The following is a 20083-nucleotide window of genomic DNA, read 5'->3' as shown; positions in this document are numbered from 1 at the left end:
ATGAAGTTTTTACGCATGCATCGTCCCTTTATCAGCGCGCTGATGATGATGTTGATATTCTCCTGGCAAATAGGTCAGCCGCTCGCGGCGGCAACGCTTTACTGGGATTCGGATGCTGCAGTGGCAGGGAACAGTTCGATCACGGGGGCTGGTCTGGGCGGATCTGGAATTTGGAACACCACTTTGCCGTATTGGTGGGATGGCAGCAGCACGGACGCTGCGGTGACTTTTACCAGTGCAGACACAGCCCTCTTCACAGGCATGGGCGGCATGGTGCAACTGGGGTCACCCATCACCTTGGGATCGATCATTTTCAGTCAAAACATCGGGGCCTCGGGATTCAACATCACCGGTGACGGGACGGCAGGCAGCAACTCACTGACCCTCGCTGGAACTGCGGCCATTGCGGTCAATGTGTCTGGAACAGACACGATCAGTGCAGTGATCGCCGGATCCAACGGGCTTAACTACAGCAGCACGACCAACGGAAGGTTGAACCTCACCGGGGCAAACACCTACAGTGGCACCACCACCATCAATTCCGGGACGTTGAGCATTTTCGCAGATGCCAATCTTGGCAGCTCCGGCAATGACATCACCTTCAATGGCAGCACGGCGGCGGGTCTCATGCTGAATGCGCCGATGGTGCTGGGTTCAGGGCGCACGATCACACTCAACAACACTGGAGGTGCGGTGGCGCTGCTGTCCTCGAACGGGACTGCTGCGCAGGTCGTGCTGGGGCAGGTGACGGGGGCGGGGACGCTGGCTGTGGCAAATGCCGGGACAACTTACCTCCTGAATACCGCCAATAATGCTACGGGTATTCTTTGGGCGCAAACGGGCACGGTTTCACTGAGCACCCTGACGGACGCGTCTGGCAACGGCAACATCAAGCTTGGCTCAGGCGGGAGCACGGGGGGGGTGCAGTGGAATGTGGGCGCCACGAGTGCACTCAACCTTTCCAACCGGAGCATTGAACTCGCTGGTACCACGGGCGGCGGCACGATTGACAGCTCATCGCTGGTGGCCGCCAACAGCATCACGATCAACAACAACCTCTTGTTTACAACGGCCAGTTCGGGGGCCAAAACCCTGACGCTGACCGGCTTCAACCAAGGCATCAACACCTTTGCAGGGAACATCCTGAACAATGGAAGCTCCACGACGGCATTGCAGAAATCCGGGCTGGACCTGTGGGTGCTGACCGGCACGGGCAACAATTATACCGGTGCGCTCACGATTAATCAGGGGACTTTGCGGGTGGTTAATGCCAGCGGTCTGGGGGGCACGGGGACGCTGTCTTTCGGAGGGGCCGCCAATGGGCAGGGGCTGGACATTCGCACGGACACGGCCCCCACGGGAATCCGATCGATCACCAACAACAGCGCGAACAACGCCTTCATCTATTTGGATCATGCGGCCACGAACGGCAACGCCACGACGGGGCAGACGATCACCTTTGGTACGATCGCCCAAGCGAATAGCACGGCCGCCATTACGTTCGTGGGAAATCATGGTTATGGTGTGGCGCTGGGTGTGAACACACTTGCGGCCAGCAATGGCACCGCGAACACCCTGACTACTTATACAATCACCAATGACCTCGGCTCTCCTGGTCTGACGGGCTACAGCGTGGGCGCGAACGAGTTCATCTCCATCGCAGGATTTGCAGAGAGCGGGTCCAACACGGCGGGGGTCACGCAGACGCTGAATGGCTGGGGGAATTACACGATCACGGGCCCGATCTCCAATACAGGCACCCAGCCGGTGAACCTGACGAAGAGCGGCATAGGAATACTTACCTATTCACCGACGACGCTCAGTGGCTGGAACACGGGAACACTGTCACTGAGCGCGGGTACCACGCGAGTCGCCTCATCCATCGCAACAGGCGGTGCCACGGTCACGATGAGCGGGGGGTTGCTGGAACTCCGCAACGATGCCTCGACCAACTTTGGCTTCAACATTGCCGGCGTCTCGGCGGCCTCGACCCTGGTCATTGACCATGCCGACACAGCGGCCAATGCCAATGCCGGACGCACGGTCACGATTGGAACTCTCACGGGTTCCTCCACACTCAACATTGTGGGCGACCATGGATACAGTCTTGTCACTGGCAATCTCTCGATTGGGGCATCCACCTTAACGCTCAACAACATGCTCAATGCCGTCGGTTACAGCGCCACCGGCTACACGGGAGGCAGCATCACGCTGGGCAACGTGACTTCCACGGGTGCGGCGGTGCTGACGCTGAACGGCTATGGAGACTACACGCTGGGCACATTGGGGGTGACCTCCGGTTCGCTGACCGTTAACAAAGGCAATCTGGGCATTGTCACCATTGGCAGCAGCAACATTCCAGCTTCCAACACCTGGACGAGCGGCACAATCAACACCACGCTCGGCACGACGCGCATCGATGCTTCGGTTGCTTCCATTGGCGCCGCCGCGATTGGCGTGGCGGGCGGCATCACTGAAGTCCGCAGCAATGGCAACATCGCATGGTCGGCCAACAATCTTATTCTGCAGACGGCGAGCGGCACCCTGGTCGCGGCCCCCGCCATTGGCAGCTCGAACACGGGGAACCTGCTCACACTGGGAACACTGACGTCGGTGACCACCGGGCTTACGTTCAACTTTGACACCAACCACAATTACGGCATCACGCTAAGCGGAGCGGCGACATCGGCCATCGCCGCCACGACGATCAGCAACATCGGCAATGGGACCGTCACATTTGCAGGAGGAATGACGAACACCGCCGCCACAGTGTGGACGCTGGCTGGCAATGGAGACTTTGCTGTGACGGGCAACCTGCTGGCGGGCACCGCCACGACGGGTCTGACGAAGACCGGCTTTGGAACACTGACTCTCAGCGGGGCGGCAAACACTTATACAGGTGCGCTGACGCTTACGGCGGGCATTCTGAAAATCACGACGCCACTCGGCACGGGGACAGGTGCCCTCACCTTTAACAACACTGGTTCTGGGCTGCCCAATAACAACGTTATCGGACTCGATTTGCGGAACAATGGCTCGTTGGACCTTTCCACACATGGCCTGGGCCGTTCGATCACGACCGTATTCAACGTGGACAACAACGGTTCTGGAACCAATGGAACGATGACCCTGGGCGGCGGCCTGAGCTTTCAGGACAGTGGCTGGTCCGACTTGTTCATGGGCGCCAATGGGTACTCGCTCAAGTTTGCTTCCTCAGCACCGGTGAAGCTTGGGGTTGCAACCACGGCTGTCGCTTACACAAACTACAACTACATCCCGAGCGTGAGTGGCAGCGGCAATGTGGAGTTTGCCGGTGGCATTGCGTTCCAAAACACCACGGTGAACTCAAGCATCGCCCTGGCTGGCACGGGAGACTACTTGCTGTCGGGAGCTTTGAGCATCAGCGCGACAACGGGCACATCGACTGTCACGAAAAGCGGTCTGGGTACCGTGACTCTGACAGCAGACTCCAGCACGAGCTGGAACAACGCCTTGAATATCTACACCATGACCGCAGGCATCACCCGCGCCACGGTGGCGGGAGCCTTGGGCGGGGCGAGTTCCAAGCTGAATGTGAACACTGGCGTGCTGGATCTCCGGTCAGACACCGGCTTTACGCTGACGGACCCTGTCACCATTGGCGCGACCAATTCCTACTTCAATGCGGATCGCGCCATCGGTGGTGCAGGAAGCGCCCAGACGATGACGCTTAGCGGTGTTTCGTCGGGTGCCTTCAACTCCTACTTCTTGAATGGCAACAACTACTCGATCAACACGGGTACATTCACGCAGACGGGCGCCTCAGTCATTGTGAATCGCACAAGCGGCACCGGCGCACTCGTCATCCCGACGCTGACGGGAACCTTCAATGCGAAAGTGGACGGTCCTGGCAACACGAACATCACCAATGCCATGACCCTGGCAACGGGAACACTGACCAAAAGTGGTGCTGGCACGCTGACCCTCAGCGGTCCGGCGGGCTATGCCGCTTCAAACACGAACGGAGCGATCACGGTCAGCGGCGGCACATTGGCGCTGGATTTCACCGGCATCACCACAGCCACCAATCTGCTGCAGTCAGCCGGGCTGACGCTGGGAGCGGCGAGCGCCGGCGGTGTGAGCGGAGGCAAGCTGAGCATCAACGGGGCTGCAAGCGGCAACACAAGCCAGACGCTTTCGACGCTGGCGATTCAGGCCGGCTTTGATCAGATCGTGCTCACTCCCAATGGGGCAGGCACCACGACAATGACTTTCTCCGGGGCGCTGACGGCAACGAATGCTGGCGGCCAGCTGCTGGTGAGCGCGCCGTCAAACTCAGCAGTCACAGTGGCCACAGCGCTCAACACGGCAACCACCACGGGACGCAACACCGTGTTCTTTGACGGAACGAATTACAACTGGGCGACCAACACCGCCTCGGGCGCCGCCTTCATTGCAAACAACAACGCAAGTGCTGCGGCAGCCGTCAAATACGCAACGCTGGCCCTGACTGCAGGTACTGACACCAGCAACTCCCAGGTGACAGCCAACGGAACCACGACGCTGGCGGGTGCACGCATCACCAACTCGCTGATGCTCAATGCGAGTGGAGCCGGTGGCACCCTTGCCTTGGGTGCCAACCTGCTGACCCTGACCCAGGGCGGATTGCTGTTCACGGATTCCGGCACTTACACGATCACCGGCACCAGCGCTACCAACGGACTGAAGAGCGCCACGGCGACGAACTCGGACCTGGTTATCAACAACTACGGCACAGGGACCTTGCAAATCCAGGCTCCCATCATCAATGGCACCGGCACCTCCACGCTGACGATTGGCGGTCTGAGCGGTGGCACCACCATTCTGGGCAATTCCGCCGTTCTTGCCACGGTGGGCACCTACACCGGACTTACATACATCAACAGCGGCACCGTAAAACTGGCCTCAGGGATCACCGGGCTGGGCGCTGCCGCCAGCAACACGGGGCTGACGCAAAACGGAGGCATCTTCGACATCAATGCCAACAACCTCAATATTGGAGCCTTTAACGGCGGCCCTGCTGCAACCATCGACAACACCAATGCCGGTACCGCGACGCTGACCATCGGCGCAGGCAATGGCACAGGAACGTACACCGGCACCATCAAGAACACGGGTGGCGCGCTGAGTGTCATCAAGACCGGCACGGGTGTCATCACCTTGGGAGATTTGAATGGCTCGAGCAGCCTGCTTTTCACGGGAGATCTGACTGTCAATACTGCCGGGGCCTCAGGTGCGAACGTGCTGACTTTGGCGGCTCCGCTGGCAGATTCTGCCGACTCCAAGATCAATCTTGGTACCGCAACGTCCACCGACACGGTGCAGATCACCTACAGCGGTGCCACCAACATGACGCTGGCCAGCCGCCAGCTGGATCTGAGCGGCCAGTCCAATGTGACGATCACATCCAGCGGGGTCAGCGGCCTCAACGGCACCGTGGGTGTGCTGGTGATCAATAGCAACGTTCTCACGGATGGCACGGGTGCCAAGACTCTCAGCCTCGGAGGAACTGGCGGAGCCGGTGCGCCTGGCGGGGCTTCGGTGAGCGGTCTCACCGGCACCGGCTCGGTGCAGACGATCAACACCATCAATGGCAACATTGGCAATGCGAGTGGCGGCGGCGCACTGACACTGACCATCGCCGGTTCAGGCGGCTGGTCACTCGGTGGCAACAACAGCTTTACGGGTGGTGTGAACATCACATCGACAGGCGTCATTCGCGGCACGAGCGCCAATGCTTTCGGTGGCAGCACCAACACGATCAACTGGACTGGAGCCGGTCAGTTGGACCTGCGGTCAGATTCTTCCCTTAATTTTGGCAATGCGATCACCTGGGGCAATGCGGCTCTCAAAATCAACGTGGATCGTGCCGCTGGCGGAACGGGTTACGGCCAGGTGATGACTCTGGGTGCGATCACGGAAACCGTGACAGGGCAGACTCTGACAGTCACCAATGCGGTCGGGGTAGGCACCAATATCAATGGCACCAACCCCATTGCAGGTTACGGCCTGCGCGTCGCAGGTCTCGTTCTGAATGCAGGCACCGCTACCACCATCACCAATGGCATTGGCGCAGCTTCCACCGCTCAATTTGCCGTTCCGGCATCTGGGACCGGAGCAGCGGGCGCGTTTACCATCGATGGCATCACCACGGCCGCCACGCTGGGAACGCACACCTTGACCATTGGCTCAGCCGGCAATTCAGATCCAGTCACGATCATCACCGGCGACATTGTCCAGAGCACCGGCACGAATTTGGTGATCAACTACACGGGCAGCAACCTGCTCACCTTGGCAGGCCAGACAGCGTCCACCAACTACAGTGGCGGACTGAACATCGGCACGACGACGGGCACCGTGCGTGTGACGACGGCTTACGGTCTGGGCTCCGGCGCTGTGACATTCAACACTGCGGCCACAGGGGGCACGCTGGAAGTGCGCAATGACTCCAGCGTCAATTTTGGAAACACCATCACGGTCGCCAACACTGCTGCGGCGACGGTCAGGCTGCAGGTGGGCGAATCGATCAATGGCACTGGCGGGCATGCCAACACCTTCACCTTTGGTGCGTTGAACCTGGGCGGCATCACCGCCAATGCTCTGACGGTTTCAGGCATCAGCGGCAGCAACAACAACAGCGCTGACTCCGTCACCTTTGGCAACGTGACGCTGGGCAATGGAGTCAATGGCACTGCCTCTTTTACGGTGAACAACAATCTGGCAATGCCCGGTGTGATGACCCTGGGCAATGTGACCAGCTCCAACACCACCACAGCCACTACTCAGACGCTGGTCATCGGCGGCACTGGGGTGACAACGATCGGCAATGTGACGGATTCGAGCACATCTGGAGCCCTCACAGCCCTCAGTTTCTCCGGCACTGGCATCCTGGACCTCAGCAAGGTCACCAGCGCCAACAATTACACTGGCGGCCTGGCACTTTCCGGTGCGGGTGGAATCACTCGTGTGACCAATCAATACGGTCTCGGTGCCAACACCGGCAGCCAGGCGACGAGCAATGTCGTGAACTTCGCGGGCGGAACACTGGAACTGCGCAGCGACACAAACGTGACCTACAGCAATCAAATGCTGCTCAATGCAACCGGCAACGGCACGATCAACGTGGGACAGTTGCCCGGCGGCACGGGTGTCAATGGCGCGACTGGCGTTCTGTTCACGCTGGGCCAGTTGAAGATCGGCACCGCGGGCAAAGTATTTGCGGTTGCTGGCATCGGCTCGGGCCTGACCGCCACCACGGCGGTGACTACGGCCACCAGTGCGGCCTCCGTGACTCTTTCGGGTGGTGTTGATCTCAATGGTTTGGCGACCAACATCCAGAACAATCTGCCCCTTCCCGGCGTCATGAACATTCCGAACGTGACCAGCAGCGCCACCGGAACCCCAGTGCTGACCATCAGCGGTGCAGGCCTTACGACATTGGGTGATGTGACCAATGGCAGCGCCACTTCCGTGGCATTGACTTATACAGGTTCTGGTATTCTGGATCTCAGCCGTATGACAGCGGCGACGAACTACAGCGGTGGCTTTACCTTGAACGGTACCGGCATCGCCCGCATAACCAACGTGGGCCAATTGGGCGCCGCTTCGGGCCTCAGCCTTTCGGGTGGTACGCTGGAAATCCGCAGTGACAGCAACTTCACTTATGCCAATCCGCTGAACTGGAACGGCAACACGGGCAATGTGAACATCAGCATCGGTGAAGTCGGCACTGGCACCACCACGGGTGTTGGCAGCACCTACAGCTTCGGTGCTTTAACGGTCACCACGGCATCGGGCAAAGTGCTGAGCTTCGGCGGCATCGGCAATACTGGGGCGAGCAGCAGCGATTCCATCGTCGTTAACAATGTGACCTTTGGCGCGGGCAACTTCAGCAACACCATCAGCAACAATCTGAGCCTGCCTGGTACGCTGGGCCTGGGGAATATCACAGGGAATGGAACCACAGGCACGGTGACTTTGACAATTGGCGGCACTGGATTCACGACCATCGGAGATGTGACGAACGGCAGCGGTGGAAGCGTCACGGCGCTGACTTACAGCGGCACGGGCATATTGCAGGTGACTCCGACAGCGACTGCCACCACGAACTACAGCGGTGGTTTGAACCTGAGTGGTTCCGGGACCCTGCGCTTCATCACCAACGGAACCGCCGCCAACTTCGGTGCGGTTACAAACACCATCGCCCTGACCAATGGTACTTTGGACATCCGCACGGACTCCAGCCTGAGTGTGGCCAACGCGATCACCGTGGGCACGAACAGTGTCACAATCAATGTGGACGCAGGGACCAGCGGCAATCTTAGCAACACGGTCACGTTCGGCGGGACGACGACCCAACTGAGCACCACGGCGAAGACTCTGACTCTGAACAGTGGGAGCAATTACGGCATGACGTTCACAAATGGTTTCAGTGTGAACATTAATGCTTACACCATCGTCAACAACGCCTCAGGCACGGTGAACTTGGGTGCGCTGAGTTACAACTCGGCTGCCGGTGCGCTGACGATTGGTGGCTCGGGTCTCACCATCGCGGGCAACATCACGGGTGTCACCGCTGCTGCGGCGCTGACCTATTCCGGGACAGGCATGCTGGATCTCACGGGCAATGGTGGAGTGAGCAATCCTCTTTCCTCGATCACCCTCAGCGGTGCTGGCGGTATGTTGCGAGTGAACTCGGGGACGAACCTGGGCGCGGCCGGTAACATCGTGACCTTCAGCAGCACCACGACGGCGGCAACGCTGCAGGTGCGCAGTGACGGCAGCGGCAGCAATGGCAGCATCGCCTATGGAAATGCGGTGGCGTTCAATGGTGCCGCCTCAGCCTTGGGCATTATTGATGTGGGCAACAATGGCAGCTCCAACACGGGGAATACCGTGGCCTTTGGGGCCTTGATCAACAGCGGGACTGGCAACGCCGGCACCCTGACGATCAATGGGGCCAACGGTTACGGTGTCAGTTTCACCAGCCTCGCGCTGCCGAGCGGCACAGCCAGTGTGAGCACGACCCTGGTGGCCAATGCTCCGGTGACGATCACCGGTGGGGTGACGAATGCCAATACCGGAACTGCAGCCGTCGCAGACACACTCATTCTTGATGGGGTGAGCACGGGATCGATCGGCGGAGTCATTGCTGACGGCACCGCTGCGCTGACTGCGGTGACCAAGCAGGGAACGGGCATCTGGACATTCGCAGGCGCCAACACGTACACCGGGGCCACCACCGTCAACAACGGTACTCTCCTGATCAACGGATCGAGCGTGGCTGGCAGCGGTTATACGGTGAACGGCAGCGCCACGCTGGGGCTGCAAGGCACGCTGGGGGGCACCGGCGTCATCGGTGGTGCGGTCACGCTGGGGACGAATGGAGCCAGCTCCTTTGACCTGGGTGCCGTGCTCAATGCTGGCACTGTGGGCACGGCGGGTACGCTTACGATCGGGGGTCTCCTCACCACCAACACCTTCAGCACTCTGAGTTTTGACCTGAACACTGCCAGCACGGTGGGATCGGGAGTCAATGACCTCATTTCCGCCGCCTTGGCACCAGTCATCAACGGAAACACGCAGATCGTCATCAACACTCTGGGAACGCTGACGGTAGGTGCCTATACCTTGATCAATGGATACAGCGGGAGCATTGCCAGCCCTGGAAATTTCACCCTGGCGGCCTTCACAGGTGTGGACACCACCCATGGTGGCATCCTCATCAACAATAATGGGTCTCTGCAATTGTTCGTGACGAATGCGACGCCCACGAACGCCTATTGGTCTGGAGCGGTGGACGGGAACTGGAATTCCTTTGACCTCGGCACGGCGGCCACCAACTGGCGCACGGATGCCACCAGCAACACAGACACCCTGGCGCTGCCGGGTTCCACCACCAATGTGCACTTCTACACGACGACACCGGCGGCAGGAAACATCACCACGACGCTGGGCTCGAACTTTGCCATCAACACCCTGACCTTTGATGCGGCCGCCACCAGCGCGGTGACCATCAACGGCGGAACGCTGACGATTGATCCATCCAGCAGCAGCACGGGCATCACTTTGGAAAACGGTGCTGCCGCCGCCACGATCAACAGTGCTGTTGTGATGGGTTCGGCGCAGACATGGACCAACAACTCCGCCACCAACCTGCTGACCATTAATGGAAGCCTGTCCAACGGTGGGAGTTTGCTGACCAAGGCTGGAGTGGGAACCGTCGCCGTCACCGGTGTCATTTCTGGGGCGGGCGGGCTTGCCCTCACCGCTGGCACATTGAGCATCAACCAGCAGGCCAACACCTTTACGGGCAATATCACGGTGGATGGTGCGTCCACGATTCTGTCCATTGTTGGAAATTCGGCGGGCACCTATACGACTTCGAACCCATTGGGGAACGCTGCGGCGGGTGGCACGAATTTCAAGACGGTCACCCTGACCAATGGCGGGACGTTCGCTCTGGCGAGCCAGAACTTTAATGTCAATGTCATCACGTCCACAAACGTGGGCGCGGGCATGGTTTTCAACATCGGCACGGGTGGCGGCAAGTTTGATGTCGCGAGTGGTTCCACCTTCACTGTGGACGATGGCACTACCACGGGAACAGCGACCACCGCTTATCAGCTTCAGGGCAGCGGAGGCCTGACCAAGACAGGAAATGGCACCCTTATTTTGAGACAGCAGAACGCCTTCTCCGGCACCATCACAGTCAGTGCCGGCCTGTTGCAAGCCTCAGGCACGACAATGGCCACGGCTGCTGCAGGAATCATCGTCCAGTCAGGAGGAGCATTGAATCTGGCGGGTCAAGCAGTGACCGACATGGAATCGGTGACCATCTCCGGCACCGGGCTGACGGCTTCCCCGGCGGGAGCCATCACGAACAGCACCGGCACGGCCAGCTACGGTGGGGCGATCACACTCGCTGCGGACAGTGCCGTGGGCGGCGCTGGCACCCTGCTCACGCTGAGCGGGGTCATTGATGATGCGAGCGGTGGCTTCGGCCTTGCGAAACTGGGGACGGGAGCCACGACTCTTTCGAACACGGCCAACACCTTTGCAGGAGCCCTTTCCATCAATGCTGGTACGCTTACCCTTGCTTCCCTGGCGAACAGCGGGGCTGGCAGCAACGGCACCGGGGCGATTGTCTTCAACAACGCGGCCATTGCGGCGACACTCACCTATACAGGGAGTGGCAGTGGCAGCATGACTGGCCGCGGAATCTCCCTGCTGGGCTCGGGCGGTGCGGTCACCATCAACAACAACGGCACGGGCGCGCTTGTGTTCAAAGGAAGCAACACGAACAGCATCACCGGGAACACCACCCTGACGCTGGCCGGCACTTTCACAGGGGCTGATAACGCGATGGCGGGGAACCTCACGGACAATGCAGGGAGCGTGCTGGCGATCACGAAATCTGGTGCCGGCAACTGGGTTCTCTCCGGCACAAACGCGTATTCTGGTGTGACCACCATTTCAGCGGGTGTTCTTCAATTCAGTGGTGCAGGCGCTCTGTCTTCTGCGACTGCCATTATTCTGGGAGGCGGCACATTGTCCTATCGTGACGACACAGCAGGTGCGATTGACAAGACCACGAATGCCCTGACTTTGACTGGGACCAGCACCATCGACGTGGGCAACAACGGCGGTACGACGACGGGCAGTGTGGTGAGGTTTGGAGCATTGAGTCAGACGGGGGCCACGGCACGTACGCTGAACATCACGGGAGCCAATGGCTATACCGTGGAACTGGCCGGTCTTGCACTTGCCACAGGAACAGGCCAGACCACGACCCTCAATCCAACGACAGCGAATCTCAGCATCACCGGGAATGTGACCAATGGGATGAGTGGATTTGCGACCGGCAATTTTGACACGGTACTGCTCTCTGGCACCACCACGGGCAACAGCATCAGTGGTGTGATTTCCGACGCTGCAGGCGGTTCCTTCCTGCCGACACTTGCGGGCGGATATACAAAGATCACCCAGAACGGCGGCAGCATGTGGAGGCTCTCGGGGCAGAACACCAATACGGGTGCGGTGGCTGTCCAAAATGGTGCCATCTGGCTGGCTGGCGGTGACAACCGGCTCAATCCCAATGGCGGTGGCGTGACGCTGGGCACCGGCACCACCAGCGGCAAGCTGATCATCGGCGGGAATGCTGACGGCAGCACGACGGCGGGCTCGCAGCGTTCTCAGACGCTGAATCAGATCAATGCCACGTCCATTTTGGCGACAAGCGGAACAGGCACGCAAAACAGCATCGTGGGTGGAGCGGATGGCGGCACCAGTGCCGGGACCCCGGCAAACAACTCGACGCTGACGCTGAACATCGGCGCTGGCTTTACGGACACTTATGCCGGCCTCATTGGCTGGGATGGCACCGGGTCTGTTGGTTTTCAAAACAACATCAACCTTGTGAAGAGCGGGGCTGGCACTCTGATCCTGTCGGGGGACCTGACGAACTGGACGGGCACGATGACCAATGCCGCTGAGGGAACAGATATGACCATCGATCCTACGCGCCCGACCATCACCATCTCAGGCGGGGTCTTGCGCGCGACGGGGGTGATCAACACGGTGGTGCTGCAAACGGGGGGTATCTTTGATGACCAGACAACCGGTCACGGGGTGAACTTCTACCTGAAGATCACCGGGGGCCTGGTGACGAGCAATGCGCTGGCGGACAATGCCGAAGACGTGGTGGAGACCATCTCCCACGGTGTGTATGCCTTCAATTTCAACAACACTGGAACGACTGGGGTGTCAGGCAGTGACATGTATCTCGGCGCTGTTGGAGCACGCGTTTTCAGCGGTTCTGTGCTGGCTGCGGGATCGTCCAACACCTACCGCTTTGGAGGTGGTGCTCCTTGGGGAGCTGTTTCCTCCGCCACACTGGGAGGCAGCGGCGGCTATCTCCAAATTGCAACGGCCAATGTGGTCACGGGTGCGAACAGCGTCATTATCGGCGACAATGGCTCATATGGTGGGGGCCTGAGTATCTACGGCGGCAACAGCACGGTGGAATTTACGGCGGCTCAAAATTATACGGGCACGACAACACTGGCAGGCGGCACCTTGGTCTTCACCAACAGCAATCAGCTGGGAAGTCCGGCAACCGTTGCCGGCAGCCTCATTCTTGATGGCGGCATTTTGCGTTATTCCGGCGCCCTCACCACGGATGTCTCCAATCGTCTCACGATTGACAGCGGTGGCGCGATCGACACCGGCAGCAACAATGTCACCTTCGCCAGCGCCTTGGGCAACAGCAACACGGGGACCAGTGATGGCACCAGCCACCCGATCACCAATGGTGTGGGCGGCCTGACCAAGATGGGCACGGGTACGCTGACGCTGACGGCTGCGAATACCTACGCCGGCACCACGACGGTGAGCGGCGGCGTCCTCCAACTCAACCGGCAGACCGGCTCGTTGAACTCAACGTCAGGACTCACCTTTGGCGCCAGTGGTACGTTCCGCCTGGACAACACGGGGGCCTCAGGGGCGCTGAGCCAGACTCTTGGAACTTTGACCTTCAGCGCTGGAGACGGCGTTATTCTCTCCCAGCGCACTGCAAATCAGAATACAACGCTGACTTTTGCGGCGCTGCCGACCCGCGCTGGAGGAGCTACAGGGAACTTCACAGTGGCTGGAACGGGCGCCACCACGGCGCTCAACCAGGTGGTATTCAACACGCCGCCAACCACGAAGCAGTTCCTGAATGCCGGGCTGTATGTCAGCGGGACCAACTTCGCGGCGTATGACGTCGCCGGTTATGTTCGCGCCCTCGACTACACCACGGACACCAATGTGGCCATCTCAGCAGGGGGGACCACACTGGGCGCCACGGTGACCGGAAAGGATATTCAACTCGCCACCGCCGCAGTCACCGCGCAGACCACGGTTTCCATTAACTCGCTCAAGATCAACGGTGCCTTTGGCATCACTCTTGGTTCGGGACAGATACTGACCATCGCCAGCGGTGGTCTGATCAAGACGGGTACAACAGCCACCATCACGGGCGGCACCCTGGCCACCAGTGGTGAACTGGTCATCCGTCAGGATGCGTCTGCGGATGCGCTGACGATCGCGAGCGTGATCAACTCCGTGGGCCTGACCAAATCGGGCGCGGGGACCCTGACCCTGGGCACCTCGACCAACAACCTCGGCGGCGGACAGGTGGTCATCAATGGCGGGGTTCTCACGGTGGATTCCGAGAACCGGTTTGGTACCGCAGGCACCAGCTATAGCGGGGTGGTGCTCAATGGGGGGACTCTGGCAGTGACTGGCAACTCCACCATCAGCGGCACCTTCACGCTGGGGCTGGCTGGAGGCACGATTACGCAGAGCAGTGATTCCAGCGACAATATTGGTTCAGCAGGTGATCTGCTGTTCGTCGGACTTGGCGCACGTACTTTGACCCTGGCAAACAATCGCGATAACCGCACGAAGACCTTCCGTTTCAGCATTGGTGACAACGGAGGACCGACCAGCGTGACGATCGCCGGTTCGGGTGATTCCAATGTCTACGTTCTGAGTGGTGCCAACACCTACACGGGAACGACCACCATCACGCGTGGCATTCTGAGGCTTACGGGAGCGACTCAGCTGCCTGGTGGTCTGGGTGGTGTGACGCTGACCAGCGCCAACACGGGCGGTGGCAATCTAACCTTCAACGGCGGAGCAAGCACGAGCCGTGCGATCCTGGAAACGAGCACTGCGGCAGGGGACATCTACCGTTCTGTTGGCACAGGGTTTGACCAGATCCAATGGCTCGGCAACGGCGGTTTCAGCAACTCGACAGCTTCAACAACCCGGATTGTGAATCTGGGCGGTTCGGCTGCGACCCTGACGTGGAATTCGGGTTCGTTTGTTCCAACGGGTTCGCGGCTGCAGTTTGGTGAAGCTGCGGCCAACGTGGGCAACAGTGCCGGGACCATTGACTTCCAGAACTCCATCAATCTGGGCACAGCGAGCCGCACCATTGATGTGGCCAACGGTACGGCGGTAGTTGAAGCAATCATCAGTGGTAATTTGATCTTTGGCGCTGGAGGCGGCCTGACACTGAACACCGGCACTGGTGCGCTTTCCCTGTCGGGCACCAACAATGCCGCAGGTGCAGCCACAATCGACATTCTGACTGGCACGCTTTATTTTGCCAATGCCAACGCCGTGCTGGGAACGAGCGGCAACATCACGATCACGGGCGGGGTGAGTTCTGTGGGGCTGGCGGGATCCACCAATCCGCTGACCAGCATCATTGGCAGCCGTATCGTCACCACTTCCACGGGAAGTGTGGCGCTCGATACTAACAGCAGTGCGACGCTGAACTTCAGCAGCTATACAGCGCTGCGTCTTTCGGCCTATAATCCTGGAAATACAGCCGTGTATTTCACTGGCACGATCACGCCAAACGGCACCACCTACCGTTTTGGTGGCCAGCACATCGATGTGGGCGGCAGCGCCCCTTCTTCGACGCTGGTGCTCTCCAACAAGAACACGCTCACCGGGGCACGCAGTGTGGACATGGCTCCAGGCGTTCTCACTCTTACGGCTTCACAGAACTACAGCAATGGCACGGTGGTGAACACCACGCTGGCTGGTGGCAGCAGCAGTTTGGGGTTGGGTTCTGATGCAGCGCTGGGAACAGGCACCGTGACTGTCGGAGGCGGGAACACGGTGGCTTTCGGCGCGGTCAATGGTGACCGGGTGGTGTACAACCGCATCATTGACACACAAACGGGCACGGTTGCCTTCGTGGTAGCGGGTGACCAGGCAAGCGATGGGCTGGCCAATAACACCAACCAAGGGGCCATCACTTACGCTGGTACGCTGGATTTGAATGCGCGCGCCGCTTCTTCTGTGCTGCACTCGCGCACGGGACATGCTGCGATTTTCCTTGGCAACATCACCAACAGCACGAATGGTCTGGCACTCAACAACTCCACCCTCGGTTTGTTCGGTTTGCTGACCAGCGCCAATGGCGGTGTGAACAAAACCTTCTCTGGAACCACGACTCTGGCGGACAACACCGTCCTGGCCATCGACAGTGACGGCTCCCTGGGCACCGGCGGCGGACTTGCGATGGGAAACAGTTCGCTCGTTCTCCAGCCGGGGACCACGGGAACCATCATACTGGCGGGTGCCGGCACCCGGACCCTGACGGTGACTGCTGATAAATCCCCCAACTTTGTCATTGGAGCAGGCGGTACGATTGCGATCACCGGAGGGATCAACGGAGGTGCCAACACAGCAGCCAGAACATTCACCAAATTCGGCGGTGGAACCCTGGCCCTGCGCGGAGCCAACGGCACCTATACCGGAGCGTCAGGCTCCGCGAACACGATGCAGATCTATGGCGGCAAGCTGCAGCTGGATTCCGTCAACTTTGCCGCAGCATCTGATCGCTTCATTGCTGAGACGACGCTGATGCCTCTGACCTTTGGCGTGGCCTCGGCCACCCTCGGCGGTGGTGGCACCCTGGAGATCGTGCATGATGCGGCGAAAGCATTCGCGCTGACGCAGGGTTTTGGAAACATCACCATCAACCAGGGTGCGCATACCATCGCGCTGACGAATAACAATGTGACGCAGGCGCTGAATCTGAATCTGGGCTCCACCTTTACCCGTGCGGCGCTCAACGGCGGCACCTTGAACTTCAACAGCACCACGGCTGGCGGCACCAACACCATCGGTTCCGCGATCGCGAACAACGCGGGTGGCATCATCGGCGGTTACGCGACATTCAACGACCTCGACTGGGCTGTTCAATCGGGCAGCAGCACCATCACAGCACTGGCATCAGGCAGCTACACGACGCTGGTGGCAGCCTCCAACAGCGCGACCGGCAACTTCATTCTGACCACCGGGACAGTGGCTTTGAGCACCGCCAGCGCCAGCCTGAACACGCTGAAGCTCGTGGGCAGTGCGGGCGGCACCAATCTTACGCTCAATGGCGCGAACGTCCTGACTTCGGGAGGGGTGATCTTTGACAACACCTCGGGCAGTGCATCCATTTCCGGTGGCACGCAGCTGGGCACGACTGGCACTGAAATCATCGTCTTCACCGGTGGCACGGGCAACACATCGACGAACAAGCTGACACTCACATCTGTCATCAAGGGGACAGCCACCGTGCTCACCAAGTCGGGCTCGGGCACCTTGGTGCTGGCAGGTACGAACACCTACACTGGCGCGCTGATCATCAATGCGGGTACGGTTGAGTTCAGCAATGGTGCGGCCTCGCAGAATTTGGGCAATCCAACGGCTGGCGCCGCCAACATCATTCTCAATGGGGGTGTGCTGCGTGCAACTGCGACGACCAGTTTGGGTTATGGCATCACGGTCAATGGTCCGGCGGCGATTGATCTCGCCTCGGGGGTGACGCTCACTCAGACGGCGCAAAACATCACCGGCATCTCCAATGGCGCGGGTCTTGGCACGGGTCTGCTGCAGAAGACAGGTCTGGGCACCCTGACGCTGGCGGGATCCACAGCGAACAGCAACCTGAGCATCGAAATCGTGGGAGGGGTGCTTAATCTTGGCAAGTCTGCCATTTCAGTGGGTGAAACCACCAATGCCAACGGTGTTCCCTATGCAGCCCTGATTGTGGACAGCGGTGCCGTGGCGAACCTGACGGGGACCGGCGGCAATCAGATCGGCGATGCCTCGAGTGTGGTCGTTAAGAGCGGGGGCATCTTTGACGTGATGGGCACGGGAGCCACTGTCACGACGGAAAGCTTCGACGGACTCGCAGGGACAGGCACGGTGCGGAATACCATTGGAACCCTGTTTAGTCTCACCTTGGGCTCCAACAACAGCAGCAATCTGGCACCTTACACTCTGGGTGCGGCAGCCGCAGGAGTGGGCTCCACAGGGCTCAACAACTTCGGTGGAGTGATTCAAGGAAACATCGCATTGAACAAAATCGGCAGCGGCACCCAGATTCTGAGCGGCAATAACACGTACTCCGGCTCTACGACCATCAACGAGGGGACACTGAAGCTCGGCACCACGAATGCTCTGCCCAGCGGGGCTGGCAAAGGCGACGTCACCCTTGTCGGTGATAGCACGGCCACGGGTGTGGCCATCGGTGGTTCAGCGACGGTTCTTGCTCCGGGCACCTTGGATCTGGGGGGCTACAATCAAGCCATCAACGGGCTCAACTCCACGACGGGTGGCTATGTGGTTAACAACCCGACTGCGGGTGCCAGCATCACCAACACGCTCACCGTTGGCAGTGGCGATGCAAACGGGGCCTTCAACGGTGTGATCATGGATGGGTATTCGGTGGGAGCTGACTCCACGACGGCGGCGCCGCTGGCCTATGTGGGGACGATCAATCTCTCCAAGATCGGCTCTGGCACACAGGTTCTGAGTGGTGTCAATACCTTCACCGGCAAGACTTCTGTGACGGGTGGTGTCCTGAGCATCTCGGCTGACAACAACCTGGGCACGGCACCGGGCAGCAATGTGGATGACCAGCTCACGCTGGATGGAGGCACCTTGCAGACGACGGCCACCTTGATGATCACAAGCACACGCCGCATTACCGTGGGAGCCTCCGGCGGCACGTTTGACACTGCCGCGACGACAACGGCGACCATCAACAGCGTCATTCTGGGCGGTGGCCCCATCACCAAGATCGGTGCTGGCACCCTCGTCTTCACTGCAGCGAACACTTACACTGGAAAGACGAGCATCCAGGATGGTGCGTTGAGCGTGGGTTCGATCAACAGCGTCGCAGGTGGCACTGCTGGCAGCAACCTCGGGGCTCCGGTCACGGTTGCCAACGGCACCATCGACATGGGTGCAACCACGACCACAGGTGCTTTGATTTACACAGGCGCGGGCGAGACGACCGACCGTGTGGTGAACCTGGCCGGCACCACGGGTGGAGGCACCCTTGACCAGTCGGGAACAGGCGTGGTGAAGTTTACCAGCAACCTGACAGCTGCCGGTGCTGGCTCCAAGGTGCTGACTCTTCAAGGATCCACCGCTGGAACGGGTGAGATCAGTGGTGCCATCGTGGACAACAGTGTTACCAACACCACTGGAGTGACAAAGAACGGTACTGGCACCTGGGTGCTCAGTGGCACCAATACCTACACGGGTGGCACCACGGTCAATGGAGGCACGCTCCAAGTGGGTGCCAGCGGTGCCGGAAGCATTGGCAACAGCACGGTCACGGTCAACAGCACGGCCACACTTTCGGGTTCTGGCAGCATCGCAGGCAGCACGATCATTGGCAGCGGAGCTGTTCTTGCCCCTGGCGATGGGAATCCAGACACGAGCAACGCGACCCTGACCTTCAGTGCTACCACCACTTCCCTGACAGTGGCAGACACCGGTTCGATTCATCTGAGCCTGAGCTCCGCCGATTCGACAGATGCGAGCTTTGCCGCCTGGTTCCATGACAATCCAAGCGGAACGGCTGCACAGTATGTCACCAGCATTGGCGGGATGGCCAACACGGGATCAGGCACCAGCTGGAATGACATTCACTCCGGCAGTCATGACTTCATCTCGGCCGCAGGCACGGTTGTCCTGGGCAGCACGAATACCACCGACAAGCGTGTGGTGGTGTCCTTGAACAACCTCACCGGGGTGACTTATGGCAGTGTCTTCAATCTCATGGACTGGAGCACGCTGGGCCTGACGCATGATGACAGCGCCCTTTCCGCCATGGGGGCGTTCAATGTGGCGAACAACCTGCAACTGCAGGACATTTCGAGCATTTCCCCCGGACTTGCCTGGGATACCAGCCTCTTTGACAGCTATGGCATCATTGTCGTGGTCCCAGAGCCAGGACGGATGCTGTTCCTCATGCTCGGTTTGCTGGGACTTCTGGCACGCCGCCGCCGCCGGGCTGTGGCTTGATTTTGAGGAGTCAAACCACGCAAAAGTCATCCATTCAGGGCAGTCCGCCGCGCAGTTGATGTGATTCGGAGGTCTGCCGAATCACAAACGGCGGTGGATTGGGCATAAACGGCGGGGAATGAAAGGAAAGGTTGTCTTTTCGCTGACGTTTTGGCTAGGCTTAACATTCCATGCCGCGCTTTCAGGT

1 protein-coding gene is annotated in these 20083 nt (G+C 59.7%); it reads left to right on the top strand.

Going from position 1 to position 20083, the window contains the following annotated elements:
• The first annotated feature begins 15 nt into the window (after positions 1-15).
• Positions 16-19896, top strand: coding sequence for a beta strand repeat-containing protein (locus AC3RLQ_RS20910; protein ID WP_493030571.1), 19881 nt, complete (start codon positions 16-18; stop codon positions 19894-19896).
• Positions 19897-20083 lie beyond the last annotated feature (187 nt).

Source organism: Prosthecobacter sp. GW821-HT29F12 (assembly GCF_058803405.1).
Note: the sequence above shows the minus strand (reverse complement) of the source record. Positions and strands in the feature narration are given on the sequence as shown.